We start from the raw sequence: 25,069 nt of genomic DNA, 5'->3' as shown, positions 1-25,069 counted from the left end.
CTGTCGGCTCGGTGGTCGGTCTCGCTAGGCTTCGCGGGTGACCATCCACGCGACGCAGGTGGGGGAGAGCGGCACGCGTGTCGTCTTCCTGCACGGTCTGTTCGGGCAGGGCAAGAACTTCACGCAGGTCGCGAAGGCCCTCCAGCCCGAGCTGACGTCCCTGCTGGTCGACCTGCCGAACCACGGGCGGTCGTCGTGGACCGACCACGTCGACTACGTGGAGATGGCCGACACGGTGGCCGAGTTCCTGCGCGACGGCTTCGGCGCGGACGGGCCCGTGCACCTCGTGGGCCACTCGATGGGCGGCAAGGTCGCGATGGTGCTCGCCCTGCGGCACCCCGACCTGATCGACCGCCTCGTGGTCGTCGACATCACGCCCTCGTTCAGTGACGGTGCGGGCGAGTTCGAGCACCTGCTCGGCAGCCTGGCGTCGATCGACCTGGCCACGATCGACCGGCGCAGCGAGGCCGACGAGGCGCTCCGGGAGAAGATCCCGAGTCCCACCATCCGGGGCTTCCTGCTGCAGAACCTGCGCGCGGGCGACGACGAGCGGTACACGTGGCAGGCGAACCTGGACGTGCTGCGGCGCGACCTGCCGACGATCGGCGGCTTCCCCGAGATCGACGCGACCTTCGACCATCCCGTGCTGTGGGTCGCGGGGGAGACGTCGCCCTACGTCCAGGAGGAGCACGAGGCGCGGATGCGAGAGCTGTTCCCGCGCACCCGGCTCGTGACGATCAAGGGTGCGGGGCACTGGGTGCACTCGGAGCAGCCGGCGTCGTTCGTGTCGGCGCTGAAGGTGTTCCTCACCGCCTGAGTGGTCACCGTCGCATGGCGCAACCGTCCGACGAGCGATATCTTGGCGCGGGTATGACGGGGGTGCACATGACGACGGATCAGGTTCTCGCGGACGGCGACGTCCAGCTGAGCCACGACCTCGTCGCGCGCGCGCTCGACCAGTGGCAGTCCGAACGGCCCGACCTCGACGTCAGCCCGCAGGGCGTGATCGGACGCGTGCAGCGGCTCTCGGCGCGGCTCAGCGACGAGATCGCGGCGGAGCACGCGCACCACGGGCTCGACGACGACGAGTACGACGTTCTCACCACGCTGCGGCGCACGGGGGAGCCGTACGAGATGACGTCCGGCGAGCTCGCACGGCTTGCCGTCGTGACGACGGTCGAGATGGACCGTCGCATCGACCGGCTCGCCGAGACCGGCCTCGTGACGCGCACGGGCGACGCCCTCGTCGCCCTCACGCTCACCGGACGCTCGGTGGCCGACGAGGCCTTCACGGCCCACGTCGCGAACGAGCACCGGCTGATCGGGCCGCTCAGTCCCAGCGAGCGCGCCGACCTCGAGCGCCTCCTGGCCCGCTGGATCGAGGCGCTCGAGGGCCCCGACCACGTGTCACGCTGACGCTCGAGCAGCGTCCTACGCTGGCAGCATGGACCCGGACCTGCTGATCGACCGCAGCCCTCTGCCCGACGGACTCGACGAGCGGCTGCGCCGACAGCTCACGTTCGTCGCCGAGGCCGACCTGCTCAAGTCGGTGCTGCGCGCCTCGCCCCTGGCGGCCGCTGACCGGCGCGAGAACGACGCCGAGCACTCCTGGCACCTGGCGCTGATGGTGCTGCTGCTCGCGGAGCATGCCGACGAGCCGATCGACGTCGGCCACGCGATGACCCTCGTGGTGATCCACGATCTCGTCGAGATCTACGCGGGGGACAGTCCCGTGTTCGACGCGACCGCGGTGGTCGACCAGGTGGAGCGCGAGGAGGCCGCGGCCGACCGGCTGTTCACGCTCCTTCCGGACGACCAGGCCACCCGCGTCCGCGCCCTCTGGGACGAGTTCGAGGCGGGCCGCACCCCGGAGGCGCGCTTCTGCAAGGCCATGGACCGGTTGCAGCCGATGCTGCTGAACTGGCTGAACCACGGCGGCACCTGGCAGATGCCGGGCGCGACGGAGACGACCGTGCGCGCCCGCGAGGCCGGTGTCGTGGCGGGATCCACCACGCTCGGGGACGCCGTCGGGCGCCTCGTGGAGCAGGGGATCGTCAGGGGCTGGATCCGTCGCGACGGCGCGACCTGAACCACGTCCACGCCCCGGTGCACCAGAGCGCCCAGAGAATCAGCAACGGCTGGACGAACAGCCTGACCAGCCGGGCGCCGTCGGTGTCGAGTCCGAAGGCGTCGTTGCCCTCGACGTACTGGGCGATGTTGCCGGGAAACACCGCGAGGAAGAACGCAGCGACGACCCAGCCCACGAGGGGCCGATGACGCGTCGGCACCACGAGGGCGAGCGCGAGCGCGACCTCCACCACGCCCGAGGCGAGCACCACGAAGTCGGCACCGAGCGGCAACCAGTCGGGGACCTGCGCTTGGAACGTCTCCCGGCCCCAGAACAGGTGCGACAGCCCCGCGAAGCCCAGGAACGCGGCCAGCAGCCATCGTGCGACCGACGCCGCGAGGTCATTCATGTCGACCACGCTAGCGGCGACGACAATGGGGCAGTGGCCATCTCTGCTTCACCGTGGACGTCGACCGGTCCGTCGCGGACGCGTGTGAGTCTCGTCCTGGTGCCGACGGCGACGCTCCACGCCCTGGGGGCGGGCACGGCCGACGACGAGACGCTGACACCGTTCCTGCGCGGCCCCGACTGTCGTTGGCTCTGGCGGTTCCGGAGCGAGCAGATCGCTCGCTCTCCGTCCGACCACCCGTGGATCACGCGCGTCGTCGTCGACACGACGTCCGGGCATCCCGTGGGGCTGGCCGGATTCCACGGACCGCCCGACGAGCGCTGCATGGTGGAGGTCGGTTACCGGACCGACCCGGCCTGGCAGCGTCGCGGCTACGCCAGGGCTGCGCTCGAGGTCCTCATCTCGACGGCGACGGCGACCGACGGTGTCGACGTCGTCCGGGCCACGATCAGCCCCGAGAACCTGCCCTCACGACGGCTCGTCGCCCAGTACGGTCTGGTCGAGGTCGGCGAGCAGTGGGACGACGAGGACGGCCTCGAGACGATCTTCGAGCTGCCCGTGTGACGTCGTGATCAGTCGAGTGACGATCCCGCCGGCTGCCACGGCTGCACGCCGCGTCACGTTCGTCATCATGGGCTGCTCCGATCGATGGAGGAACTACCTGGACCGCAGGGCGGCCTGATGGCACCCTGCAACGACCCATCGCGCTCCCCTCACATTCCCCCGATAATGCACATTATGTCAACTAGTGCGTCCTCCGGGACCCTGAGAGGCTTCCCCCATGACCGCTCTCGTCCGTCCGACGGTCGAGCTCTACGACACCTGGGCGGCGTGTGTCGGTGAGTTCGAGAACGAACCGGGACACATCCACGCGTCAGCCACGTGGCTGATCGACCGCGAGCCCGAGACGACGCGTGAGTACTGCGCCGAGCTCGTGGCCGCCATCGAGGCGAATGCCGACGCGAGTCGGGTCCAGCCCGAAGGCATCGTGCCCGCCGACACGTACTGGGTCACCGACGACGGAGACGACGGTGACCGTGTGGTCGTCGGATTCCTCCAGCTGCGCCACACGCTCACCGAGCGACTCCGTGAGATCGGCGGTCACGTGGGCTACAGCATCCGGCCGTCCTACCGGCGCCGCGGCCACGCTGGACGAGCGCTCCGCCTCTCGATGGAGCGCGCTCGAGACCTGGACCTCGGGCGGCTGCTCGTGACGTGTCACGACGACAACCCGGCCTCGGCGCGGACGATCGAGCGAGCCGGCGGAGTCCTCGAGGACACGCGCAACGGCGTGCGCCGGTACTGGATCGACCTGTGAACGCGAAGATCGACTTCAAGCGCACGATCCCCTCCTACCGTGCGCGGCGCGACGTGCCGGAGATCGTGGACGTCCCGGACCTGCAGTACCTGATGGTCGACGGCCACGGCGACCCGAACACGTCGCCGGAGTTCACCGCTGCGGTCGAGGCGCTGTACCCGCTCGCCTACACGCTGAAGTTCGCCAGCAGGTCCGAGCTCGGGCGCGATCACGTCGTGATGCCGCTGGAGGGACTCTGGTGGGCCGACGACATGACCTCCTTCACGTCGTCACGCGACAAGGAGACGTGGGACTGGACCCTCATGATCATGGTCCCGGACTGGATCGACCACGACCTGTTCGCGACGGCGGTCGACAAGGTCGCGACGAAGAGTCGGCCCGAGCGCCTGGACGACGTGCGTCTGGAGACCCTGGTCGAGGGGCGGTGCGTCCAGGCGCTGCACGTCGGCTCCTACGACGACGAGGCCGAGCTGCTGGCACGCATGCACGACGCCTTCATCCCCGAGCACGGCCTCCGGATGACGGGCCGGCACCACGAGGTGTACCTGAGCGACGCTCGTCGCGTCGCGCCCGGGAGGCGCCGCACGATCCTGCGCCAGCCCGTCCGACCCGCCGACTGAGCGTCACTCCCCCTGGAGCTGCATCTCCGCCCGCAGGGCGACGCTCGTGAGCCAACCACCGATCACGACCGTCGCGAGGTACACCCCCACGGCCGTGACGAACTGACCCGTGGCGAACAGCAACGACACGCCGAGCACCGATCCGACCAGGACGATCACCAGTCCGACGGCGAACGTGACGTCCGCGTTCCACTCCTTCATGACTCCCCCGTTTCGACAGACGTTCTCAGGAGGAGGACGATCCGCGTCCCTTCATGATGACGCGGATCCGCCGATCGGCAGTCCGGGGAGACCGTCGATGCTCAGGGCGTTCTTGCGCGCCCGGTACTCCTCGAGCCCGTCCGGCCCCTTCTTCTCGGCGTGCTGGCGGATGAGGTCGCGCTCCCCCGCCATCTCCATGACGGGCACACCCCACCCGCACGAGTCGCTGATGCGCGTGACGTCGACCGTGATCACCGCCCGCGTGCTCGGGTGCTCAGGCTTGAGGGCGACGACCTCCTCGAACTCGGGCTCCCCCGGCAGGTGCACGAAGCCGTGACCGTGCAGTCGCACGATCCGCGGTCGCTGGCCGAACGAGCTGAACATCAGGCACACCCGAGCGTTCTCGCGCACGTGGGCGATCGTCTCGACACCGCTCCCCGTGTAGTCGACCCAACCGACCCGCCGCTCCCCCAGGACGACGAACGCGTCGTGACCCCGGGGTGACATGTTGACGTGTCCGTCGGCGGCGAGCGGCGCCGTCGCGACGAACCACATCGGCTGCGCCTCGATCCACGTGCGGAGCTTGGCGTCGATGCTGTCGAAGAGCTGGCCCATGACCCGAGCCTAGAACGACCTCACGCCTCGCTCGAGGTGCCCCGCTCCCCCGTTCTGGGGTCAGAAGAGGTCGACCTCGCCCGCGCGCGCAGCATCGCGCAACCGCTCGTCGCGGGTGGCCAGCGGCAGCGCGAGGCGCTGCGCCAGCAGCAGGTAGGCGGTGTCGTAGGCCGTCAGGTCGTGGACCCGTGACGCTCCGATCAACGAGAACGCCGACGACGTCTCGACCTCCTTGATGGGATGCGCCTCCAGAATCTCCAGGCAGTCTCGCGACTGATTCGCGGCGATCCGACCTCGTCGTTCTCCCTTCCGCAGCGCGTTGCACAGCTCGTAGCGCCACAAGGTCGGAACGAACGCGACCGTCCCCTGCGTGAACGCCTGCCGGATCTCCTCCGTGTCGGTGCCGGACTCATCCGAGTAGACCAGCGGCAATGTGCTCGAGACGTCCAGAACGAAGCTCACCACCGGCGCCCTTCCTCAATGAGCTCCTTGATCGTGACGTCGGGGCCTAGCGTGATGCCCTGGCTGAGCTCGCGTAGCGCCTCGACCGCCTCGGCGGGCGTGAGTGCTCGCCGAGGCGGCGGGGTCAGGTGAGCGACCTCCTTGCCGTGGCGGGTGATGACGATGGTCTCGCCCTGCTCGACGGCTGCCAGAAGCTTGGACAAGTGGGTCTTGGCCTCGTAGGCCCCGACGGAGACAGTCATGATTTCAGACTAGTCGCCGACCAGTTCACTCGGCCAGCGTCATCATCTCAACCCCGCAGCAGGGACACGGCGATCACGACCATGACCACGGCGATCGCCCCGTCGAGCACCTGCCAGGACCGGGCCGTGCGGAGCACCCCGCTGAGGTGGCGGGCACCGAGGCCGAGGCAGGTGAACCAGGTGACGCTGCCGGCAGCGGCGCCGAGGGCGAACCACCAGCGGTCGTCACCGTGGGACGTGGCGACCGATCCGAGCAGGAACACCGTGTCGAGGTACACGTGCGGGTTGAGCCAGGTCAGCGCGACCGCCGTCGCAGCCACGGTCGTCCTGCGCGTCGTCGTGCGCGCGCCGACGGCCACCGAGCCGGTGGGAACCCCGACCTCCTCTCCCCCGTCCGTGGGAACGAGCTCCCCGCCGCCGACGAAAGCTCGTCGGGCCGCGAGGGCCGCGTAACCGAGGAGGAACGCAGCACCCGCCAGCCGCGCGGCATCGACGAGCCACGGCACCGCCTCGACGAGCCGCCCCAGCCCGGCCACGCCGGCGGCGACCAGCACCGCGTCGGACGCCGCGCAGATCGCGATCACCAGCCCGACGTGCTCCCGGCGGATGCCCTGGCGCAGCACGAAGACGTTCTGCGCGCCGATCGCGAGGATGAGCGAGAGCATCACGAAGAAGCCGGGAATCACGGTGATCACGCCCCCGACGCTAGTGATCAGGCATCATGAGCACCAGCAACTATTCGTCACGTACATGAAGCGGAGCTTCAGATGGATGCCCTCCTGGCCCTGACCCTCGCTGCCGTCGCGGACGAGGGAACGCTCGACGGTGCCGCGCGACGCCTCCACCTCACGCCGTCGGCGGTGAGCCAGCGGGTCAAGACGCTCGAGGACCAGGTCGGGCACCGGTTGCTCGTCCGTTCGCGACCGGTCCGCGTGACGGAGGCCGGCGAGGCCGTCGTGCGGTTCGCGCGTCGCTACGAGGTGCTCGCCCACGAGGCGTCGGCCCAGCTGGGCGCGGCCGCACCGTCCGCGCGCACCCGCATCACCGTCGCGGTCAACGCCGATTCCCTCGCGACCTGGCTCCTGGCACCCGTCGCGCGCTTCACGGAGGCTCACGACGTCGAGGTCGAGATGGTACGTCTCGACCAGGACCGCACGGTCGACCTGCTCGAGTCCGGCGCCGCGCTCGCTGCCGTCACGTCACAGGGCGCGCCCGTCAACGGGTGCCGGTCCACTCCCCTGGGCCACATGGCCTTCCACGCGATGGCAGCCCCCGGGTGGGTCGAGCGGTGGGCTCCCACCGGGATCGACGCCGCGGCGCTGTCGAGGGCGCCGCGCGTCGACTACGACCGCGACGACACGCTCCAGCTCGAGTGGCTGCGGCACCACGGCATCGACGGACACGACGCGCCGCGGCACTTCGTGCCCTCGACGCACGACATCGCCCGCGCCGTGGAGCTCGGCCTGGGCTGGGCCCTGGTCCCCGCGCGTCAGGCGCGCGACCTCGAGGCCGAGGAGCGGCTCGTCCCCCTGGGCGGGCCGGTCGTCACCACTCCCCTGTTCTGGCAGGCGTGGAAGGGCGGGTCGTCACTGCTCGCCTCCTTGACCGACGAGATCGTCGCCGAGGCCCGCCGCGAGCTGCAGCCCGCCTGAGGCGGACCGTGTTCCTGCTGCTCAGAGGCGCTTGAGTGCGGACTCTGCGGCGTGGAAGCCGCACATGCCGTGGACCCCTGGGCCCGGCGGGGTGGCCGCGGAGCACAGGTAGAGGCCGTCACCGAGGCGATAGGGGTCGAGGGCGATGCGCGGACGCATCACCACCTGGCGCGCGGAGTTGGCGCCGACGTTGATGTCGCCGCCGACGTAGTTCGCGTTGTACGCCTCCATCGCCTGCGTGCCGCGCACGACGGTCGCGACGATGCGCTCGCGGAACCCCGGCGCGAACCGCTCGATCTGTGCGAGCAGCGCGTCGGTGGCATCGCCCGTGTAGCCGTGGGGCACGTGGGCGTAGGCCCAGATCGGGTTGATGCCGCCGGCCGACCGGCTCGGGTCCGCGAGGTACTGCTGACCGACCAGGAGGAACGGGCGGTCCGGCATCTCACCCCGGCTCGTCGCGGCCTCGGCAGCGACGATGTCCGCCGACGACCCACCGACGTGGACCGTGCCCGCTCGCCGCGTCCCGGGGTTGGTCCAGGGGATGTCGCCCTCGATGGCGAGGTCGACCTTGTGGATCGCGGGGCCGTACCGGTACCGACCCAGCTGGCGTCGCACGCGCGGTGACAGGCGGTCACCCAGGATCTGCACCGCCGCCGTCGGCGACGTGTCGAGCAGGATCGACTCCGGCGTGCGGCCCACGAGCTCGCGGACCTGGTCGTACGACGTGACCTCCACGCCGGTGCGCACGGTGCCCCCGAGCGACTCCAGCAGGCCGACGAGGGCCGTCGAGATGGACCCCGTGCCGCCGCGCGCGACGGGCCAGCCGGCGGCGTGTCCGGCCGCCGTCAGCATCAGACCGATCGACGAGGTCAGCGGCAGGTCGAGGCGGCCGAACGCGTGCGCCGACACCCCCGTGAACAGCGCCTTGGCCGGTTCGTCGTCCCAGCGCCGCGCGGACCACGTGGCCGGGAGCAGGGCCTGGACCCCGAAGCGACCCAGGGCGACCGGGTGGCGGGGCACGTGCACGATCGGGCGGAAGACCTCGCCCACGAGCTTGTCGAAGTTGCGCGCCTGCGCGCCGAGCGATCGGGACCACCGCGGGCCGTCGACGCCCAGCGACTCGACCGTGGTCGCCATGTCCCGCGAGAGCAGCCCGGCGCGTCCGTCGTCCAGCGGGTGCGCCAGGTCCACCTCCGGCCAGTCCCACTCCAGACCGAAGCGGTCCAGGCCGAGTCCGGCGAGGAACGGCGACACGACGCCGGTCGGGTGGAAGGCCGCGCAGTCGTCGTGCAGCACGCCCGGCAGCGTCAGCTCGCTCGTGCGCGTGCCGCCGCCCGGGCGGTCCGCGGCCTCGAGCACCGTGACCTGGATGCCCGCCTGCGCGAGGCGGATCGCCGCAGCGAGCCCGTTCGGGCCACTTCCCACCACGACGGCGTCAGTCATGCGACCTTCCTACCTGATGCACCCGGCTCACCCGACGGGCGCCGAGTCGCCGGACACGCGTCCGGCACCCGGGGTGTACCCCGGCATGACCCAGTCCACCTGCAGAGCGACCGGTCCGTTCGGCAGCCACGGCTGCTGGGCGACCGCCTCGGCCACGACCCAGCGTCCGCGCTCGACGACACCGAGGGCGGCGTCGATGACCCGGTACCGCTGGAACGGCTCGTGCACCGCCTGCGACTCGACCCACATGACCCGCAGGTCTCCCGGCGCGAGGTTCAACCGACGCTGGATCGCGGCGATCAGTCGTTCGTCGTGCAGGTGCCCGCACCCGAAGTTCCATCCGAGGATCGAGTTGCACACGAACTCCGCCTCGCGGATGACGTGTGCGTCGACGTCGTCCACGTGCCGGTACATGACCGAGTAGAGCCCGCGCCCCTGGCTGTGCATCGCGCGCCAGGCGAGCGTCATCTGCATCGTGATCTCGGCGACGTCCGGCTCGAACCCGAAGGCCTGCAGCTGCTCGACCTGGTTCTTGGCCGGCTTGGTGAGCTCGTTGAGCCGCTCCTCGACGCCCGGCTTCATCGCCCACGTGGCCGAGGCCCAGTTGCCCGCGTACTGGCGCATCGCCGGGAGGAACGAGACCAGGTCCGGGCGCAGGTTGCCCAGGACGGGGAAGAACAGCAGCGCCGCCACGATCAGCGGCAGCATCCACGGCTCCGAGAAGTCGGTCAGCCCGTAGCCGTCGCCGTTCGGGTACCCGACGAACAGGAACACCGCGAGGTAGCCGAACAGCACGTTCCACTCCAGCGGCACCGCGAGCGGGAAGGCCGTCAGGATGAACAGGTGGAAGAACGCCATGAAGGCGGCCGCGGCGAGCGCGACCTCCGGCGAGGTCGTGAACAGCAGCACGAGCGGCACGCCGAGCTCGACGGTGGTCCCGCCGACGTGGCCCATGAACCACGCGAATCGTGAGGGACGGAGGTCCTCCCCCTCGACGTCGCGGTAGTGCATCCGCCGCATCGCCCGGGTCGGCATCGTCGGCGCGTTCGACATCATCGGCGGCACGACGTTCGAGAAGTGGTGGCCGAACTTCGAGAACCCCGCCCCGAGCCACACGCTGACGATGAGCAGCTTGTAGGCGATGATCATGTCGGTGAACGGCAGCGTCGCCGACAGGACCATGACCGGCAGGTACTGCTCGCCGCGCGCCGCCAGGAAGATCACCTTGTCGCGCAGGCCCATCAGCACGAGCAGTGCCAGCGTGAGCACCCACAGCTCAGCGCTCACGAGACCCGCCGAGCCGGCGCCGAGCGCCGCGTCGAGGTCGTCGTCCTGCACGCCGGGAAGGACCAGGGCCACCACGAAGCTCGCCAGGAGCGCGGCGTAGAGCAGCACGTCGAACAGCGTGCGCGTGTCGCCGGACGTGCCGGGGACCTTCCCGGCCCACGGCGCCATGCGGATCGTGCCAGGACGCAGCCAGTAGAACGCGCCGCCGGTCATGGGCTTGAAGTGGCCGGCCAGCGGCCCCCACGTCCCGGCGACACCGAACGTCTCCAGGAAGATCGTCCAGAGAACGAGCTTCTGGTAGACGATCGGCTCGTCCCACCAGCTCGTGAACTCCCCCAGCCCACCGAGGTCCGACGTCCACGAGACCACCAGCAGTCCCCCGAGGCCGTAGAGCACCACGACCTTGAGGATGTAGATCACGTGGAAGACCTTGGGCGACCCGAACCCGTTGTCGGCCCAGAAGAGGGTGAGGATCCTCATCCGCTCCTGGAAGGGCTTGCGGAGGAACTCCTCCGGCTCGACGGGAGGTGAGGTCGGCGTCATGAATCCCATGCGCCGACGGTAGGTCCCGCCGACCTGACCGGACTTGTGCCCTGAGCACGAACCCATGCCCTACATTTGTGTCCCACGTCACTCCATCGGCCGCCTTCCGCCCGGAATGGTGGCGCGCATGACACAGCGCCTTGTCCCACGAGCACGAAGCGGAGCCACCGTGAGCCCGACCGACGGCCCCCTGCAGACCCGCGCGGAAGCCCTGATCGCGGACCTCGGGGCCCACATGGCCGGCCAGATCACGGTGCTCACGACGACGCTGCACGAGCACATGGCCACGCGCATCGCGCCGCTCCAGGGCGACGAGCAGCTGCTGCGCCTGCTCGAGGCCAGCATCGAGTCGAACATCGAGAGCCTCGTGCACCTCCTGCGCTACGACATCCCGGTCGCCGAGTCGCACGCCCCGGCCGCCGCCCGGGAGTACGCGCGGCGCCTGGCCCAGCGCGGCATCGGGGTCGCCGCCCTCATCCGGGCCTACCGGCTCGGGCAGGAGCTCGTGACCTCCTGGGCCTTCGCCCAGCTCGACGCGATGGAGGACGACACCGCCGTGACACTCCTGGCCGGCCGGCTGTTCTCCGAGCTGACGTTCCGCTTCATCGACGCGGTCTCCGAGCAGGTCGTCGAGGAGTACGAGACGGAGCGCGCCCGCCGTCAGGCGCAACGCAACACGATGCGGGTCGCCATGGTCGACGAGCTCGTGGCCGGGCGTCCCGTCGACGTCAGCGCGGCCGAGCAGGCGCTCGGGCACCGCCTGCGCCAGCACCACGTCGCCGCGGTCGTCTGGGCCGAGGCCGACGCCACCGACGCGAACCCCGTCGCGAACCTCGAGCACGCCGTCGACGTGCTCACCAAGGCGCTCGGCGTGACCCAGACTCCCCTGTTCCTCCCCCGGGAGCGCACGCTCGGATGGGCGTGGATCCCGGTCGGACGCGGCGACGGCACCGCCGATCTCGGCGTGACGGTGCTGCCGGCCGGCGTGCGCGTGGCGCTCGGCCGAGCCGCATCCGGCGCCGAGGGCTTCCGCACGAGCCACGTCGAGGCGCAACGCGCGGTTCGCCTCGCTGCGGCCGCCGGTACCCACGCGTCCACCATCACGGCGTACGGCGAGGCCGACGTCCGCACCGCGGCGCTCCTCGCCCAGGACCTGGAGTCCACCCGCCATCTCGTGGCCCGCACCCTGGGTGGTCTCGCGCTCGACTCCGACGGCGCCGCCCGGCTGCGGGAGACCCTGCGGGCCTTCCTCGCGCACCGCGGCAGCTTCCTCGCGACCGGCGAGCACCTGCACCTGCACAAGAACACGGTCAAGTACCGCATCGACAAGGCGGTCGAGGAGATCGGCCACCCGCTCGAGGACGACCGCCTCGAGCTGGAGATGGCCCTCGTGGCCGCCGCTCAGCTGGGGCCCGTGGTGCTCCAGTCCTGACCAGACGGCGACCGACGCACGAGCACGAGACCGACCGTCAGTGCCGCCGCTGCGACGAGGGCGAGCCAGGCGCCGAGGCCGACACCCGACTCGGGCAGCCCGTCCGGCGTGGCGCGGACGACGCCGGAGCCGGACAACGACGTCACGGAGGTCGTCGCGGTGCTGACCGCGGTGGCGGGGGTGGACCCGCCTCCCGTGGTCGTCGAGCCCGCACCGCCGGGGCCGGTCGTCCCGGTCGACGACCCGCCACACCCTGCCGCGAGCACGTAGCACTTCAGCGGCGGCTCGGCCGCCACGTTCTGCGTGCCGGCGACGTTCACCAGCGGGACAGGCACGAGCAGGACGTTGGGGACCGCGCTCAGCACCTGGAGGATGCGGGGATCGAGAGGATTGAGCCCCGGGATGAGGAGCTGGAGGCAGACGGACCGGTTGATCCTGGCAGGGTCGGCCGGACCGTCGTGGTTCAGCGCATCCATCACGAGCGCGTGGGCCACGGGGTCGATCGTCCCGACCGCGAGGTGCTCGTAGACCGAGAGCGGGCAGATGCTCTGCGTCGTGACGTTCGTGATCCGGCCGGCGCCGGTCCGCAGGGCCGAGCTCGGAGCCGGGCCCGACGTCGGGAGCACGACCTCGTCGGTCAGCGTGTAGATCGCGGTGTAGTCCGTCCCGGCGAAGGTCTCGGCACCACTGTTCAGGGCAGCGGTGAAGGCCGAGGTCGAGCGCTGCTGCCAGACCGCCTCGGTGCAGGTCAGCACCGCCGAGCAGATCGGGTCGATCAGCGTCGTGCCGTGGTTCGACGGCGCCAGGCCGATCTGGTCGGCGACCATCGCGCGCGTGTCGGGCCAGAAGCGGAGCGCCCAGCGCGGCGCCATGCCGCCCTGGCTGTGACCGAGGACCGCGATCGGACGGCCCGTCTGCGCGTAGGTCTCGCGGATCGCGTGGACGATGTACTCCCCGGCCTCCTGGATGTCGTCGAGGGAGTGGTGCGGCAGCGTGACGGTGCAGTAAGGGCGTCCCTCGGACTCGAAGAAGCGGCCGTAGTTCCAGCTGAAGGTCTCGGCCGGGGTGCCACCCGTGGGCGGTACGAAGAGCAGGGCCTCGAGCGGCGAGGAGAAGTCGCCGACACACGCGTACGAGGCGTCCAGCTCCGCCTGCGGGATCGTCAAGGCGGGACCGGGCCGGTCGACGGGCGCGTACGCCTCGTCGGCCTGGGCCGGCGCGTGGGGCGCCAGAAGAACGCAGGAAGTCAGGAGCAGTCCGGCCAGGAGTCGTCGCACGACACGGTTCAACGAGCGCGCCGCGTCCGGGTGACGCGGATCACGGCAACGCCTCAGCGCACGACGATGCGGACCTCGACCTCGCGGTCGCGGTCGCCCGCGAGCGCCTGCAGCTTGGTCTCGAGCCCGTCACCCACGAGCTGCTCGAGCAGCTGGATCACACGGTCGGTGACACCACGGACCGTGCTGACGGTGACGGGCCCGAGCCCCTCGACCGTGTGGCGCACTCCGAGGTCCAGGCTCGTGACCTCGCCGAGCACCTCGTCGGCGGCGACCTGACGCGCGATGTCGGCCAGCGTGCGACCGTCGGCCTCGATGCCCGAGATCGACAGCGTGTCGCCCGAGACGCGGATGACCGAACCGTCGAACGTGTCGAGCGCGTGGACCATGCGGTCGGCCTGGACCTTCGTCGAGACGGTGGCGTTTCCGTGCGGGTGCATCGGTCCTCCTGGGCGTGTCACGGGTCGTCCGCGGTGGTGCGGCCGACACGTTCCGTGAGAGGCGCGGGGCCGCACGGATGTTCCCGGATCAGGCGCCGCCGTGGACCCCGGCAGGGTACGCCGTGTTCACGACGTCGGCAGCCCACAGGCACCACGTCGGGTCGCCGTAGTCGCTCGGAGCCGCCGAGTCGGTGATGTAGACCCCCGCGAGCTCTCCCGACGGCCCGTCGACGTCGACCTCCGTGCCGCCCTCGTGCGGCGCGGCGGCCGCGACGAGCAGGAGCTGCTCGATCATCGGTCCGACGACCGGGTTCCAGGTGGCGAAGTCGGCCGGCACGTCCTCCGGCAGGGCGCCGCCGAGCGACACCTCTGCCAGGTCGATCGCGTCGTCGCGCACCAGGACGTAGACGTGCTCGGGAGCCGCGTCGACCGGGGTCGTCGCGACGACGTCGACGACGGTCTGCCAGTGGGCGATCGCGACGTCGGTGATCAGACCGTCGATCCACACCTTCGCGCTGGGCAGCCCCTCGGCCGCGTGCTCGACCTGCACGACGGTGCTCGGGAAGTGCCCGAGCAGCGGGTGGTCGGCGATCGCGCCCATGACCTCCGACACGCGCAAGCCTTCCGCGTCGACGCCCGTGATGGTGAGGAGACCGCCGTTGACGGTCACGAGGGCCTCGGGGTACTGCGCCAGTGCGGTGAGGAAACCCCCTGCGCGGCGTCCGGGATCGCCCGACTGCTCGCGGAGACTGATCGTCGGGACCTGCGCACCGTCGGTCGACCCGGCGTCGCTCTCACGACGCACGCTCCCGCCGAAGTCGTCGGCCTCGACGCGCGGCCCCAGCTCCTCCGCCGTGCGGAGCACCTCGGCCAGCTCGTCGGCATCGATCCCGTCGTCGACGACGACGTCGACGCCCAGCACCCGGTAGTCGGTGTCCTGCTCGGTCACCTCGGCCTCCACAGCCACGACACCCGGCAGTGACGCGACCTGCTCCTGGAGGTCCTCGACCGAGACGGATCCGCTGTCGGCCGTGCCGTTCGCGCACCCGAGCACCGTCGCCAGCACGGCGACCGCGAGCAAGCGGCCCAGGGCATCGCGCAGCATCGTCATGCCAGGAGAGAGCGCTGCGGGAGCCGTGATGTTCCGACGCACGGGCTCACGGGCCTGCTCTACCCTGAGCGCGTGAGCTTCCACGACCGACCGAGGACCGTCTGATGGCCGGCGGGATCGTCGCCCTGCTCGACGACGTCGCCGCCCTGGCCCGTCTTGCTGCCGCGTCCATCGACGACGTCGGTGCCGCCGCCGGCCGCGCCAGCGCGAAGGCTGCGGGAGTCGTCGTCGACGACGCCGCGGTGACGCCGCGCTACGTCCAGGGCCTCGCGCCGGAGCGGGAGCTGGCGATCATCGGCCGCATCGCCAAGGGCTCGATCATCAACAAGCTGCTCTTCATCCTGCCGGCGGCGCTGCTGCTGAGCGAGTTCCTGCCGTGGCTGCTGACCCCGATCCTCATGGTCGGCGGAACCTACCTCTGCTTCGAGGGAGCCGAGAAGATCTGGGAGAAGCTCTCAGGTCACGGGCACGGGACCGACGAGCCGGCCAGCGTGTCCGGCCCCGAGCAGGAGAAGACGGTCGTCTCGGGTGCGGTGCGCACCGACTTCATCCTGTCGGCCGAGATCATGGTGATCTCGCTCAACGAGGTCGCCGACGAGTCCTTCTGGACGCGCGCGATCATCCTCGTGATCGTGGCCCTGGGCATCACGGTCCTGGTCTACGGCGTCGTCGGCCTCATCGTGAAGATGGACGACATCGGCCTGTCGCTGACGCGGCGCGCGTCGTCGGCGGCGCAGGCCGTCGGCCGTGGTCTGGTCAGGGCGATGCCGATCGTGCTGCTCACGCTCTCGACCGTCGGCGTGGTCGCGATGTTGTGGGTCGGTGGTCACATCCTGCTGGTCGGCACCGACGACCTCGGGTGGCACGGCCCCTACGGACTCGTGCACGACATGGAGCACGCGGTGCACGACGCGACCGGCGCTGCCGGCGCGGTGCTGGGCTGGCTGACGAACACCGCGGCGTCCGCCGTCGTCGGTGTCGTGGTGGGTGCCGTGGTGGTCGCGATCCTGCACCTGGTCCCCCGCCGGTCGACCTCGTCACACTGACCGCTTCTGACTTGGGAGTAACGCCGGGCGGTTCCTACGCTTGGTCCGTGACCGCAGTCCAGGTTGACCAGTCCCCCACCGTCCCCGTCTCCATGGCCCGTTCGTGGCGCCTGGTCTCGGCCGCCTCGATCGACGCCTGCGCGCCCGACGAGCTGTCGGCCGCGGACGTCACGGTGCTCGACCTCGAGGCCGGGTGCCCCGACGAGCTGAAGCCGCAGGGCCGCGACGCGGTGCTGCGCCACGCCGACGCGGGTCACCGGGTCTGGATCCGCGCCAACGGCGCGACGACCACCGACTGGGCGACCGATCTGGACCTCGCGGCGAGCCACCCGAACGTCGAGGGCGTCGTGCTGGCGATGGCCGAGACCGGTGACGAGGTGCGCGCCTCGCTCGATGCCTGCGGCAAGCCGGTCGTCGCGATGGTCGAGACGGCGCGGGCGTTCGTCGGCTTCAGCGACATCGCGACGTCCGGCACAGCGCGCATCGCCTTCGGCACGGGCGACTTCCGCCGCGACCTCGGCATCGGCAACGACCCGACCGCCCTGCTCCACGCGCGCTCCCAGCTCGTGCTGATGAGCCGCGGACACGACCTCCCGCCGCCGATCGACGGCCCCACGGTCGTCGACGACGCCGACGTCGCCCGCACCGACTCGGTCCACGCCCGATCGCTCGGCATGACCGGACGCATCTGTCTGACGCACACCCACACGCAGGTCGTGAACGAGGTGTTCGCCCCGAGCCCGACCGACGTGCACGCCGCTCGGTCGCTGCTGGCATCGCCGCCCGAGGGCTACGCCGGCGCCATCGCGCCACGGCTCGCCCACGCCCGCCAGGTGATCCATCGCGCCGGCGTGTTCGGCATCGACGCGCACTGAGACCGCTTGTCCGGCGCACCTGCGCCGCCTAGCGTTGTCACCGGTGGTGATGACGATGCCGGAGCCGAACGACGAGCAGGAGCGCCCGACCCGGGAGCGACGTCCTGAGGACACCGTCCTCTGGGTCGACCAGCAGATTCGCGCGGCGATCGACCGCGGCGACTTCGACGGGCTGCCCTACACCGGCAAGCCGCTCCCCGACCGTCTGACGTCGCAGACCGACCCGGACTGGTGGCTCAAGGGCCTGGTGGAGCGCGAGAAGATCACCGGCGTCCTGCCCGAGGCGCTGCAGCTGCGCAAGGACGACACCGAGCTCGACGCCACGCTGGACCGACTGGCCCGCGCCGCTGACGTGAGGGACGCCCTCGAGACGTTCAACCAGCGGATCGTGGAGGCTCGGAGGCAGCTCGCGGGCGGTCCGCCGGTGATCACTCCCCTGCGGGACGTCGAGGCCGAGGTCACGGCATGGCACGCACGACGCCGAGCGCGGATTGCGGTCGCACCGGTCCTCCCGGCGGCCACTCCTCGGCGCCGCTGGTGGCGCCGCCGGTCGGCCTAGACGAACGGGCTGGTGTCCCCGGCGCCCTCACGGACGATCTCGGGCACACCGTCGAGGAAGTCGACGACGGTCGTGGGCGACGGGCTGACCTCGCCGGAGTCGACGACCGCCTCGACGTCGTGGTCGAGCGTCTCCTTGATCGTCCACGCGTCGGTCATCGCCTCGGTCTCGCCCGGCAGGATCAGCGTGCTCGTGAGGATGGGCTCGCCCAGCGCCGCGACGATCGCCTGGGTCACGGCGTGGTCGGGGATGCGGGCGCCCACAGTCTTCTTCTTGGGGTGCAGGAGCCGCTTCGGGACCTCGCGCGTGGCCGGGAGGATGAACGTGTACGGCCCGGGCGTCGCGGACTTGATCGCCCGGAACACCGTGTTGTCGACGTGCACGAACTGCCCCAGCTGCGAGAAGTCGTGGCAGATCAGCGTGAAGTGGTGCTTGTCGTCGAGCTGCCGGATGGAGCGGATGCGGTCCAGGGCCGCGGCGTTGCCGATCTGGGCGCCCAGCGCATAGCCGGAGTCGGTCGGGAACGCGATCAGGCCACCACTCGTCAGCAGGTCGACGGCCTGGTCGACCGCACGCTGCTGCGGGTTCTGCGGGTGGATGTCGATGAAGCGAGCCATCCCCCGACCGTACGCCAGGCGTCGTCAGCGGGCGATGACGGAGAAGACGTTGCCCGAGGGGTCGGTGAACCACGCGATGTCCGGTCCGTAGCCCCGCATCACCCCGTGCTCGTCCTGCGGCGCGCCCTCGTACGTCACGAAGTCGATCCCGGCGCCCGTCATCTCCGCGACCGCTGCCCCGACGTCGTCGACCGGCAGGTTGAGGATCGTGAAGCTCGCGGGCTCGTGGTCGTCGCCCTTGGGGTAGAAGATCACGTCGTGGCCACCACCGAGGTGGATGACTCCGATGCCCATCTCGCCCTCGGAGGCGTCGAGTCCGAGCACGTCCCGGTAGAAGGTCAGGGCCGCCGGGACGTCGGCGACGGCGAATCCGCTGAACGGCTGGTGAAAGGTCGGCATGAGTCCAGTGTGACCCACCTCACCAGAATCCGTCCCGTGATGCGGACGCGCTCGGCCGGGAATGGGTCGTCTCGGGGCCCGGTTCTACTCTTGACACCAGTCGATCGTCGAAGGAGTGTGCCATGGCTGCCGCCAGCCTCACCCTCGCCGAACGCCGTGAGCGCCAGCAGCGCCACGACGCCGAGCGGGCCACCCACCTCGCGGATCGCGAGCACCTGCTCGCGCCCCGCCGCAGCAACGCCGAGCTCGAGGCGCTCGCCCACGAGGCGGAAGCACGCTTCGACTCCCCCGACACCACCAGCGACGACGTCCTCACGTGGGTCGGCGACACGTTCGGACTGCGCACCGCGGTCGCGTGCTCGATGGCCGACGCGGTGCTGCCGGCCGTCGTCGCCGAGCACATCGACTGGGTCGACACGCTGTTCCTCGACACGGGCTACCACTTCGCCGAGACCCTCGGCACGCGTGACGCCGTCGAGTCCTCGATGCGGCTGACGATCGTCGACGTGCTCCCCCGCAAGACCGTCGCGGAGCAGGACGCCGAGCACGGCGCCGAGCTGCACCGGCGCGAGCCCGCCCTCTGCTGCGAGATGCGCAAGGTCGAGCCGCTCACCCGCACGCTCGCGGGCTACGAGGCCTGGATCACCGGCGTGCGCCGCGACGAGGGCCCGACGCGGGCGAACACGCCGTGGGTCACGTGGGACGCCAAGAACGGCCTGGTCAAGATCAACGCCCTTGCGTCGTGGACGTTCGACGAGGTGCTGGACTACGCCCGCGACCACGACATCATCGTCAATCCCCTCGTGAACGACGGCTACCCGTCGATCGGCTGCGCCCCGTGCACGCGTCGCGTCGCCCCCGGCGAGGACCCCCGTGCCGGTCGCTGGGCGGGGTTCGACAAGACCGAGTGTGGCCTGCACACGTGAGCCCCGAAGGAACCATGACGACCGTCGAGCAACGTCGACTCACCCATCTGCAGTGGCTGGAGTCGGAGTCGATCCACATCATCCGCGAGGTCGTCGCCGAGTTCGAGCGGCCCGTGCTGCTCTTCTCCGGCGGCAAGGACTCGGTCGTCATGCTGCACCTGGCGGTCAAGGCCTTCTGGCCGATGCCGGTGCCGTTCCCCGTGCTGCACGTCGACACGGGTCACAACTTCCCGGAGGTGCTCGCCTTCCGTGACGCGACGGTCGAGCGTCTCGGCCTGCGCCTCGAGGTCGCGAGCGTGCAGGACTACCTCGACGACGGTCGCCTGCGCGAGCGCGCCGACGGCACGCGCAACCCCTTGCAGACGCAGCCGCTCCTCGACGCGATCGAGGGCCACAAGTTCGACGCCGTGTTCGGCGGCGGTCGTCGCGACGAGGAGAAGGCCCGCGCCAAGGAGCGGATCTTCAGCCTGCGCGACGAGTTCGGCCAGTGGGACCCGCGCAACCAGCGTCCCGAGCTCTGGAACCTGTACAACGGTCGCCACACGCCTGGCCAGCACGTGCGCGTGTTCCCGATCAGCAACTGGACCGAGCTCGACGTCTGGCAGTACATCGGCGCCGAGAAGATCGAGCTGCCGTCGCTGTACTACGCCCACGACCGCGAGGTCTTCGAGCGCGACGGCATGCTGCTCTCGGTCGGCGAGTTCGCCCAGCCCAAGGACGGCGAGACCGTCTCGACCCGCACGGTGCGCTACCGCACGGTCGGCGACATGTCCTGCACCGGCGCCGTCGACAGCCCGGCCGTCACGGTCCAGGACGTCATCGCCGAGGTCGCCGCCACCCGCGTGACCGAGCGAGGCGCCACCCGGGCCGACGACCGCATCTCCGAGGCCGCCATGGAAGACCGCAAGAAGGAAGGCTACTTCTGAACCGGCGCACCGTCCTCATGAAGTACTGGAATTGCAGCTGTTTCGTGACGGACTGAAAGAGCTCTCGGGCACTTCTAATGATCTCCTGAACTTCTAAGGTGCCTCATCCGTCGCGGAGGTCAGGACAGCGTCTGCCTGCCTCGTGAGTCCTGCTGCGAACCCGAGACTCGAGGCGCTCTTACTAGTACTTTGCTTCGGTGGCGAATAGATCGAAGATTGTCGACCTACGCGAGGTCCTCGAGTGGATCGAATCCGGGAAGACTTACGCCTGGATTCGCGATGAGTACCTCCGCAAGTACGACGTTGAGACATCGATGTCCATGTGGCGGAACGTTCGGCAGCAGCACGGCATCGCGCGGAGGATCGAACGCGACGACGATCTAATCCCCTGGGAGATCCGGCCGGAGCACCGACATCGACACGCGGTCTCGATGCTTCGGATGGAAAACCGCTTGCGGCGCGGACTGCCCGTGTCGCCCACCCGGCAGCGGATGCATTCTCCCTGGAAGGCCAAGCTGCTGCGTGAAGGCTTGGTCGTCCACTACGACCCCGAATCCGAGAAGGGATTTTCTTATGTCCCGAAGCGACCCGAAGTTGACCTCGACCTCATTCGCGAGCCTGACTCGAAGACCACGAGGCGTCGCAGGGATGACGGTCAACCCTAATCTGTCTCGTCTGCTCGCCTAAGACAGTCGGTCGCAGCAGTGTGGGCGCGGATCGGTCCTGCCGGTACTGACCCTGGCGAAGCCATAGGCTTACTGCATGGCGTTCTCGGGCCCTCTTCGATCGGCGGCGAACCGCATCGCCGTCGCTGTTGGGTTCACGGCCGGGATCGCATCCTTTCTGTACGGGCTCTCAGATCAGGCACGGCAACCGTGGGCTTGGATCTTGGTCGGCGTCGCAGCCGTTGCAGCGGCTTCCGCTCCGATCGTTTCGTTCGCAGCGACGGTGGTGAACCGTTACAACGCACACGAACGCACAGTTCAGCGCTTGGGCGAGGCGGAGAGCGCTGCATCCGTCCTTGAGTCTCAGGTCACAACATTGCGCGAGGCCCTGCCGAGGCTCTGGGAGCGCGGAATTCGGGAAGGCTGGTCTCGCACCGTTGGCGCTGTGGGTTCAATGAACTTTGGTCTGAAACCTCGACATTTCGACATCCAAGGCGGGGCGGTCCTGGTGTCGGCTGACCTGCTCGACACGGAACCGGGCCGGGCAACCCTGGTCGAAGAGCTGAATGAGAAAGCACGCTTCGCGCTTGTGCACCTCGACACGGACAAGCCGATCGCAATCCTCGCGGTCGAAAGCGTGACGGACAAGATTGTCACGCTACGAGCAACCCAGTTCGTGCGGCTGGATTCGTGGGATGGCCTGATCAACCAGGCGGTGGTTGGCTCAGCGGTACCACCTGGCCTCGGTCTCCGAAGTAGCTCTCTTGACGACTACAAGATGCTCGAAGATTCCACCGATCTAGAAGCGCCTGGAGGCGACGATGTCTGAGAACGTAACGATCGATTCTCTAGTTGCGGAGATTCTCGACGCCCACAGAATCGCCTTGAACAAGGGCGCCAACTTCGGAGTCACTGAGGGCTCGTCAGTCGTCCTCTACCGCGAAGTTTCTGTGAGCGACCCAGAGACGCTCGAGCAGCTCGGTGTGGTGAAGTTGGTGAAGCTACGTCTGCGAGTGGCCTCCGTGTACGAGAAAATGTCGGTTGCCGTCGTCTCTGATCGGTCCGAAGCAAGCGTCGGCGCGACAATCGGACTGTCCGTGACGGCAGAAAGCCGCACTCTGGTTACCATCAAGGACGCGTCCGAATGGGGCGCCTCGAAGAAGCCGGGCGTTGAGGTTCGCGTTGGTGAGCACGCGGAAATCCGACTGGCGGACCCGCTGGTCTGAGCACCGATTCGATCAGCGCATACCGTCCAGTCTCACGGAATACATCCACATGATGGGCAGGGGCCCGCTCGACTTAGAATTGTTGTATGGCCCTCGAATTGCTTACGCCTGATGCTGCACTTTTGAAGAAGCAGTGGGGCTACTTCTGATGGGAACCCTCCTTCGTCTGGCGACGGCCGGATCGGTCGACGACGGCAAGTCCACCCTCGTGGGTCGGCTGCTGTACGACTCCAAGTCCGTCCTCGCCGACCAGTTCGACGCCGTCGAGCGGGTCAGCCGTGACCGTGGACTCGAGCAGGCTGACCTCGCGCTGCTGACCGACGGTCTGCGCTCCGAGCGCGAGCAGGGCATCACGATCGACGTGGCCTACCGCTACTTCGCGACGGCCGAGCGGTCGTTCATCCTCGCCGACTGCCCCGGGCACGTGCAGTACACGCGCAACACCGTCACCGGCGCGAGCACCGCCGACGTGGTCGTGCTGCTCGTCGACGTGCGCAAGGGTCTCCAGGAGCAGACGCGGCGCCATCTCGCGGTGGCCTCGCTGCTGCGGGTCCCGCACGTCGTGGTCGTGGTCAACAAGATCGACCTGGTCGACTTCGACGGCGCCACGTACGACCGCGTCTCGGCCGAGGTCAACGCCTCGGCCACGGCCCTGGGACTCAGCGACGTCATCACGATCCCGGTCTCGGCCCTGGCCGGCGACAACGTCGTGAACCGCTCCGAGCGCACCCCCTGGTACGACGGCCCGAGCTTCCTCGAGGTCCTCGAGACGCTGTCGCCGGCCGGTGAGCCGCAGTCGGAGCCGCTGCGCTTCCCGGTGCAGCTCGTCATCCGTCCGCAGCAGGCCGCCGGCGAGCGCTTCCGCGACTACCGCGGCTACGCCGGTCAGATCGCGTCCGGTCTCGTCCGCGTCGGCGACCCGGTCACGGTGCTGCCGAGCGGCCGCACGAGTACCGTCGCGGGCATCGACACCGCCGACGGCGAGCTGCAGGAGGCCTACTCCCCGCAGTCCGTCACCCTGCGCCTGACCGACGACGTCGACGTCTCCCGCGGCGACCAGATCGTCACGTCGCGCAGCGTCCCTGCCGTCACGCAGGACGTCGAGGGCACCGTGGCGTGGCTGTCCGACCGCGAGCTGCGCGCCGGCACGAAAGTGCTGCTCAAGCACGGCACGTCGACGGTGCAGGCCATGGTCAAGCAGGTCGGCGGTCGACTCGACCTCGACGCGGCCGAGCTGCAGCCGGCCGACACCCTCGGCCTCAACGACATCGGGCACGTGACCCTGCGGCTGGCCGCGCCGATCGCGGCCGAGGAGTACCTGCACTCCCGGGCCACGGGTGCGTTCCTGCTGATCGACGCTCACGACGGCGCCACGCTCGCCGCCGGCATGGTCGGCGACGCGCTGCTCGCGACCGCCGCGGTCTGACGTGCCCTCCGGCAGCCTTCCCGTCACCGTGCGCCTGACCGGGCGACGAGTGCTGGTGGTCGGCGGCGGACACGTCGCGACCCGGCGCACGCACGCGCTGGTGGAGGCGGGAGCCGACGTCGTCGTCGTCTCGCCCGAGGCCAGCGCGCGCATCGGTGAGCTGGCCGACCTCGGGGTCGTCACGTGGCACCGTCGCGGCTACGAGACCGGTGACCTGACCGGCGCCTGGCTCGTGCAGACCGCCACCGACTCCCCCATCGACGACGTCGTCGCCCGGGACGCCGAGGAGCGTCAGGTCTGGTGCCTCAAGGGCGGCGACCCGGACGCGGCGACCGCCTGGTTCCCGGCGATCGCCGAGGTCGACGACATCACCATCGCGATCAGCGGAGGTGGCGACGCCCGTCGCGCGTCGCAGCTGCGTGACGCGGTGGCCGCGTCGCTCCAGGGCGGCGAGCTCCCGTTGCGGCACCGCACGCACCATCCGGGCGGGTCGGTCGCCCTCGTGGGCGGCGGGCCGGGCGACCCCGGCCTCCTCACGTCGCGTGGTCGCCGGCTGCTGGCCGAGGCGGACGTCGTCGTGGTCGACCGCCTCGGGCCGGTGTCGTTGCTCGACGAGCTGTCGCCCGAGGTCGAGGTCGTCGACGTCGGCAAGCGACCGGACCACCATCCGGTGCCGCAGGACGAGATCAACCGGATCCTGGTCGAGCACGCGCAGGCCGGCAAGGTCGTGGTCCGCCTCAAGGGTGGCGATCCCTACGTGCTCGGACGCGGTGGTGAGGAGCGACTCGCCTGCGAGGCCGCCGGCATCCCGGTCGAGGTCGTGCCGGGCGTCACCAGCGCGATCTCGGTCCCGGCCGCGGCCGGCATCCCCGTGACCCACCGCGGTGTGGCCACGGGGTTCACGGTGCTGACCGGTCACGAGGAGCTGGGTCAGCTGCCGGTCGGCGGCGACCACACGATCGTGATGCTGATGGGCGTGCGACGCCTGGCCACGACCGCCACCGAGCTCGTCGAGGCGGGACACGACCCGCAGACCCCGGTGGCCGTGATCGAGCGCGGCTGGACCGACGAGCAGCGCGTCACGGTCGGCACCCTCGCGACCATCGCGGAGGCGGCAGCGGCAGTCGGAGCGAGGGCACCGGCCGTGACGGTGATCGGCGACGTCGTGCGCCTCTCCCCCGACTGGCCCTGACCACCCACCCCAGCCACCAAGATGTGTGGACTTGCGCCCCGTTTTCTCTGACGAGCTGGGGCGCAAGTCCACACATCTGGCGGGGTGAGCCG

Annotated in this window: 30 protein-coding genes; 17 read left to right on the top strand and 13 right to left on the bottom strand. The window is 70.0% G+C overall.

Annotated elements, in window-relative coordinates; genetic code table 11:
- Positions 1-37: 37 nt before the first annotated feature.
- The 3 genes from LO931_RS12375 (at position 38) to LO931_RS12365 (ending at position 2,089) form a co-directional block, all read left to right on the top strand.
- The gene (locus LO931_RS12375; RefSeq protein WP_229053923.1) at positions 38-817 is read left to right on the top strand and encodes an alpha/beta fold hydrolase; all 780 of its coding nucleotides are present in this window, start codon (positions 38-40) and stop codon (positions 815-817) included.
- Between the two features lie 68 nt (positions 818-885).
- Complete coding sequence (locus tag LO931_RS12370) at positions 886-1,416, top strand: MarR family winged helix-turn-helix transcriptional regulator (protein ID WP_229053921.1); 531 nt, start codon at positions 886-888, stop codon at positions 1,414-1,416.
- A 28-nt stretch (positions 1,417-1,444) separates the two neighbouring features.
- The gene (locus LO931_RS12365; RefSeq protein ID WP_229053920.1) at positions 1,445-2,089 is read left to right on the top strand and encodes an HD family hydrolase; all 645 of its coding nucleotides are present in this window, start codon (positions 1,445-1,447) and stop codon (positions 2,087-2,089) included.
- Here LO931_RS12365 and LO931_RS12360 read toward each other — a convergent pair.
- Positions 2,055-2,477, bottom strand: a complete 423-nt coding sequence (locus LO931_RS12360; protein WP_229053918.1) for a MauE/DoxX family redox-associated membrane protein — start codon at positions 2,475-2,477, stop codon at positions 2,055-2,057. The genes LO931_RS12365 and LO931_RS12360 overlap by 35 nt on opposite strands.
- Positions 2,478-2,561: 84 nt before the next feature.
- On the opposite strand from LO931_RS12360, the gene LO931_RS12355 reads away from it, so the two are divergent.
- The 3 genes from LO931_RS12355 to LO931_RS12345 all read left to right on the top strand — a co-directional run bounded on the left by LO931_RS12355 (position 2,562) and on the right by LO931_RS12345 (position 4,415).
- Positions 2,562-3,041 (top strand): GNAT family N-acetyltransferase, encoded by a 480-nt coding sequence (locus LO931_RS12355; RefSeq protein ID WP_229053916.1) that lies wholly within the window; start codon positions 2,562-2,564, stop codon positions 3,039-3,041.
- A 217-nt stretch (positions 3,042-3,258) separates the two neighbouring features.
- Entirely contained in the window at positions 3,259-3,795 is a 537-nt protein-coding gene (locus LO931_RS12350) for a GNAT family N-acetyltransferase (RefSeq protein WP_229053914.1), read from the top strand.
- Positions 3,792-4,415 (top strand): GyrI-like domain-containing protein, encoded by a 624-nt coding sequence (locus tag LO931_RS12345; protein ID WP_229053912.1) that lies wholly within the window; start codon positions 3,792-3,794, stop codon positions 4,413-4,415. The genes LO931_RS12350 and LO931_RS12345 overlap by 4 nt, the downstream gene beginning before the upstream one ends.
- A 3-nt stretch (positions 4,416-4,418) precedes the next feature.
- On the opposite strand, the gene LO931_RS12340 is transcribed toward LO931_RS12345, so the two are convergent.
- Genes LO931_RS12340 through LO931_RS12320 form a run of 5 tightly spaced genes read right to left on the bottom strand, consistent with a single transcriptional unit; the run spans position 4,419 to position 6,630 of the window.
- Positions 4,419-4,616, bottom strand: coding sequence for a hypothetical protein (locus tag LO931_RS12340; RefSeq protein ID WP_229053911.1), 198 nt, complete (start codon positions 4,614-4,616; stop codon positions 4,419-4,421).
- Positions 4,617-4,667: 51 nt separating this feature from the next.
- Positions 4,668-5,231, bottom strand: coding sequence for a pyridoxamine 5'-phosphate oxidase family protein (locus LO931_RS12335; RefSeq protein WP_229053910.1), 564 nt, complete (start codon positions 5,229-5,231; stop codon positions 4,668-4,670).
- Positions 5,232-5,291: 60 nt separating this feature from the next.
- Positions 5,292-5,696: a type II toxin-antitoxin system VapC family toxin gene (locus LO931_RS12330; RefSeq protein WP_229053909.1), complete on the bottom strand. Its 405-nt coding sequence runs from the start codon at positions 5,694-5,696 to the stop codon at positions 5,292-5,294.
- A complete protein-coding gene (locus LO931_RS12325; RefSeq protein ID WP_229053908.1) occupies positions 5,690-5,935 on the bottom strand; it encodes a type II toxin-antitoxin system Phd/YefM family antitoxin in 246 nt (81 codons plus the stop codon). Before LO931_RS12325 ends, LO931_RS12330 begins: the two co-directional genes overlap by 7 nt.
- Before the next feature lie 47 nt (positions 5,936-5,982).
- Complete coding sequence (locus LO931_RS12320; protein WP_370636112.1) at positions 5,983-6,630, bottom strand: LysE/ArgO family amino acid transporter; 648 nt, start codon at positions 6,628-6,630, stop codon at positions 5,983-5,985.
- A gap of 72 nt (positions 6,631-6,702) precedes the next feature.
- Between LO931_RS12320 and LO931_RS12315 the strand changes: the two genes are divergently transcribed.
- Positions 6,703-7,587 carry an ArgP/LysG family DNA-binding transcriptional regulator gene (locus tag LO931_RS12315; protein WP_229053907.1) on the top strand — a complete coding sequence of 295 codons (885 nt, stop codon included), beginning with the start codon at positions 6,703-6,705 and terminating at the stop codon, positions 7,585-7,587.
- A 21-nt stretch (positions 7,588-7,608) separates the two neighbouring features.
- On the opposite strand, the gene LO931_RS12310 is transcribed toward LO931_RS12315, so the two are convergent.
- On the bottom strand, positions 7,609-9,030 hold the full coding sequence (locus tag LO931_RS12310) for an NAD(P)/FAD-dependent oxidoreductase (RefSeq protein ID WP_229053904.1): 1,422 nt from the start codon (positions 9,028-9,030) through the stop codon (positions 7,609-7,611).
- Positions 9,031-9,057: 27 nt separating this feature from the next.
- The gene (locus LO931_RS12305; RefSeq protein ID WP_229053903.1) at positions 9,058-10,869 is read right to left on the bottom strand and encodes a DUF3556 domain-containing protein; all 1,812 of its coding nucleotides are present in this window, start codon (positions 10,867-10,869) and stop codon (positions 9,058-9,060) included.
- A gap of 160 nt (positions 10,870-11,029) precedes the next feature.
- Here LO931_RS12305 and LO931_RS12300 point away from each other — a divergent pair, with 160 nt between their 5' ends.
- Positions 11,030-12,292, top strand: a complete 1,263-nt coding sequence (locus LO931_RS12300; protein WP_229053900.1) for a CdaR family transcriptional regulator — start codon at positions 11,030-11,032, stop codon at positions 12,290-12,292.
- On the opposite strand, the gene LO931_RS12295 is transcribed toward LO931_RS12300, so the two are convergent.
- From LO931_RS12295 to LO931_RS12285, 3 genes are all read right to left on the bottom strand, one after another.
- A complete protein-coding gene (locus LO931_RS12295) occupies positions 12,262-13,569 on the bottom strand; it encodes a triacylglycerol lipase (RefSeq protein ID WP_229053898.1) in 1,308 nt (435 codons plus the stop codon). The two genes, LO931_RS12300 and LO931_RS12295, sit on opposite strands and share 31 nt — an antisense overlap.
- A gap of 53 nt (positions 13,570-13,622) precedes the next feature.
- Entirely contained in the window at positions 13,623-14,009 is a 387-nt protein-coding gene (locus LO931_RS12290; RefSeq protein WP_229053896.1) for a hypothetical protein, read from the bottom strand.
- 88 nt (positions 14,010-14,097) lie between these two features.
- Positions 14,098-15,120, bottom strand: coding sequence for a hypothetical protein (locus LO931_RS12285; RefSeq protein WP_229053894.1), 1,023 nt, complete (start codon positions 15,118-15,120; stop codon positions 14,098-14,100).
- A 104-nt stretch (positions 15,121-15,224) separates the two neighbouring features.
- Between LO931_RS12285 and LO931_RS12280 the strand changes: the two genes are divergently transcribed.
- The 3 genes from LO931_RS12280 to LO931_RS12270 are packed head-to-tail and all read left to right on the top strand — an operon-like array spanning position 15,225 to position 17,600.
- A complete protein-coding gene (locus LO931_RS12280) occupies positions 15,225-16,166 on the top strand; it encodes a DUF808 domain-containing protein (protein WP_229053891.1) in 942 nt (313 codons plus the stop codon).
- Positions 16,167-16,213: 47 nt separating this feature from the next.
- Positions 16,214-17,041, top strand: coding sequence for a CoA ester lyase (locus tag LO931_RS12275; RefSeq protein ID WP_229053889.1), 828 nt, complete (start codon positions 16,214-16,216; stop codon positions 17,039-17,041).
- 49 nt (positions 17,042-17,090) lie between these two features.
- Positions 17,091-17,600, top strand: coding sequence for a DUF1992 domain-containing protein (locus LO931_RS12270; protein WP_229054293.1), 510 nt, complete (start codon positions 17,091-17,093; stop codon positions 17,598-17,600).
- On the opposite strand, the gene LO931_RS12265 is transcribed toward LO931_RS12270, so the two are convergent.
- Together LO931_RS12265 and LO931_RS12260 are read right to left on the bottom strand one after the other, a co-directional pair.
- Positions 17,597-18,217, bottom strand: a complete 621-nt coding sequence (locus tag LO931_RS12265) for an L-threonylcarbamoyladenylate synthase (protein WP_229053887.1) — start codon at positions 18,215-18,217, stop codon at positions 17,597-17,599. The two genes, LO931_RS12270 and LO931_RS12265, sit on opposite strands and share 4 nt — an antisense overlap.
- A gap of 24 nt (positions 18,218-18,241) precedes the next feature.
- Positions 18,242-18,616, bottom strand: coding sequence for a VOC family protein (locus LO931_RS12260; protein WP_229053885.1), 375 nt, complete (start codon positions 18,614-18,616; stop codon positions 18,242-18,244).
- A 122-nt stretch (positions 18,617-18,738) separates the two neighbouring features.
- Here LO931_RS12260 and LO931_RS12255 point away from each other — a divergent pair, with 122 nt between their 5' ends.
- The 6 genes from LO931_RS12255 to cobA all read left to right on the top strand — a co-directional run bounded on the left by LO931_RS12255 (position 18,739) and on the right by cobA (position 24,977).
- Entirely contained in the window at positions 18,739-19,542 is an 804-nt protein-coding gene (locus tag LO931_RS12255) for a phosphoadenylyl-sulfate reductase (RefSeq protein WP_229053883.1), read from the top strand.
- A 14-nt stretch (positions 19,543-19,556) separates the two neighbouring features.
- Positions 19,557-20,468 carry a sulfate adenylyltransferase subunit CysD gene (gene cysD / locus LO931_RS12250; RefSeq protein WP_229053881.1) on the top strand — a complete coding sequence of 304 codons (912 nt, stop codon included), beginning with the start codon at positions 19,557-19,559 and terminating at the stop codon, positions 20,466-20,468.
- 762 nt (positions 20,469-21,230) lie between these two features.
- The gene (locus LO931_RS12245; protein ID WP_229053879.1) at positions 21,231-21,962 is read left to right on the top strand and encodes a hypothetical protein; all 732 of its coding nucleotides are present in this window, start codon (positions 21,231-21,233) and stop codon (positions 21,960-21,962) included.
- Positions 21,955-22,359, top strand: coding sequence for a hypothetical protein (locus LO931_RS12240; protein WP_229053877.1), 405 nt, complete (start codon positions 21,955-21,957; stop codon positions 22,357-22,359). Before LO931_RS12245 ends, LO931_RS12240 begins: the two co-directional genes overlap by 8 nt.
- A gap of 148 nt (positions 22,360-22,507) precedes the next feature.
- Complete coding sequence (locus LO931_RS12235) at positions 22,508-23,785, top strand: sulfate adenylyltransferase subunit 1 (RefSeq protein ID WP_229053875.1); 1,278 nt, start codon at positions 22,508-22,510, stop codon at positions 23,783-23,785.
- A gap of 1 nt (position 23,786) precedes the next feature.
- Positions 23,787-24,977, top strand: coding sequence for a uroporphyrinogen-III C-methyltransferase (gene cobA, locus LO931_RS12230; protein WP_229053873.1), 1,191 nt, complete (start codon positions 23,787-23,789; stop codon positions 24,975-24,977).
- Positions 24,978-25,069: the final 92 nt, after the last annotated feature.

This window comes from Aeromicrobium sp. Leaf350, from assembly GCF_916858655.1.
Lineage (GTDB): Bacteria > Actinomycetota > Actinomycetes > Propionibacteriales > Nocardioidaceae > Aeromicrobium.
Note: the sequence above shows the minus strand (reverse complement) of the source record. Positions and strands in the feature narration are given on the sequence as shown.

Excerpts from the sequence above, each read along its gene's own strand:
- LO931_RS12370 (WP_229053921.1), top strand. The coding sequence starts at position 886 with ATGACGACGGATCAGGTTCTCGCGGACGGCGACGTCCAGCTGAGCCAC.
- LO931_RS12365 (WP_229053920.1), top strand. The coding sequence starts at position 1,445 with ATGGACCCGGACCTGCTGATCGACCGCAGCCCTCTGCCCGACGGACTC.
- LO931_RS12360 (WP_229053918.1), bottom strand. The coding sequence starts at position 2,477 with ATGAATGACCTCGCGGCGTCGGTCGCACGATGGCTGCTGGCCGCGTTC.
- LO931_RS12350 (WP_229053914.1), top strand. The coding sequence starts at position 3,259 with ATGACCGCTCTCGTCCGTCCGACGGTCGAGCTCTACGACACCTGGGCG.
- LO931_RS12340 (WP_229053911.1), bottom strand. The coding sequence starts at position 4,616 with ATGAAGGAGTGGAACGCGGACGTCACGTTCGCCGTCGGACTGGTGATC.
- LO931_RS12335 (WP_229053910.1), bottom strand. The coding sequence starts at position 5,231 with ATGGGCCAGCTCTTCGACAGCATCGACGCCAAGCTCCGCACGTGGATC.
- LO931_RS12325 (WP_229053908.1), bottom strand. The coding sequence starts at position 5,935 with ATGACTGTCTCCGTCGGGGCCTACGAGGCCAAGACCCACTTGTCCAAG.
- LO931_RS12315 (WP_229053907.1), top strand. The coding sequence starts at position 6,703 with ATGGATGCCCTCCTGGCCCTGACCCTCGCTGCCGTCGCGGACGAGGGA.
- LO931_RS12310 (WP_229053904.1), bottom strand. The coding sequence starts at position 9,030 with ATGACTGACGCCGTCGTGGTGGGAAGTGGCCCGAACGGGCTCGCTGCG.
- LO931_RS12305 (WP_229053903.1), bottom strand. The coding sequence starts at position 10,869 with ATGGGATTCATGACGCCGACCTCACCTCCCGTCGAGCCGGAGGAGTTC.
- LO931_RS12290 (WP_229053896.1), bottom strand. The coding sequence starts at position 14,009 with ATGCACCCGCACGGAAACGCCACCGTCTCGACGAAGGTCCAGGCCGAC.
- LO931_RS12285 (WP_229053894.1), bottom strand. The coding sequence starts at position 15,120 with ATGACGATGCTGCGCGATGCCCTGGGCCGCTTGCTCGCGGTCGCCGTG.
- LO931_RS12280 (WP_229053891.1), top strand. The coding sequence starts at position 15,225 with ATGGCCGGCGGGATCGTCGCCCTGCTCGACGACGTCGCCGCCCTGGCC.
- LO931_RS12270 (WP_229054293.1), top strand. The coding sequence starts at position 17,091 with ATGACGATGCCGGAGCCGAACGACGAGCAGGAGCGCCCGACCCGGGAG.
- LO931_RS12265 (WP_229053887.1), bottom strand. The coding sequence starts at position 18,217 with ATGGCTCGCTTCATCGACATCCACCCGCAGAACCCGCAGCAGCGTGCG.
- LO931_RS12260 (WP_229053885.1), bottom strand. The coding sequence starts at position 18,616 with ATGCCGACCTTTCACCAGCCGTTCAGCGGATTCGCCGTCGCCGACGTC.
- LO931_RS12255 (WP_229053883.1), top strand. The coding sequence starts at position 18,739 with ATGGCTGCCGCCAGCCTCACCCTCGCCGAACGCCGTGAGCGCCAGCAG.
- cysD (WP_229053881.1), top strand. The coding sequence starts at position 19,557 with ATGACGACCGTCGAGCAACGTCGACTCACCCATCTGCAGTGGCTGGAG.
- LO931_RS12245 (WP_229053879.1), top strand. The coding sequence starts at position 21,231 with ATGGCGTTCTCGGGCCCTCTTCGATCGGCGGCGAACCGCATCGCCGTC.
- LO931_RS12240 (WP_229053877.1), top strand. The coding sequence starts at position 21,955 with ATGTCTGAGAACGTAACGATCGATTCTCTAGTTGCGGAGATTCTCGAC.
- LO931_RS12235 (WP_229053875.1), top strand. The coding sequence starts at position 22,508 with ATGGGAACCCTCCTTCGTCTGGCGACGGCCGGATCGGTCGACGACGGC.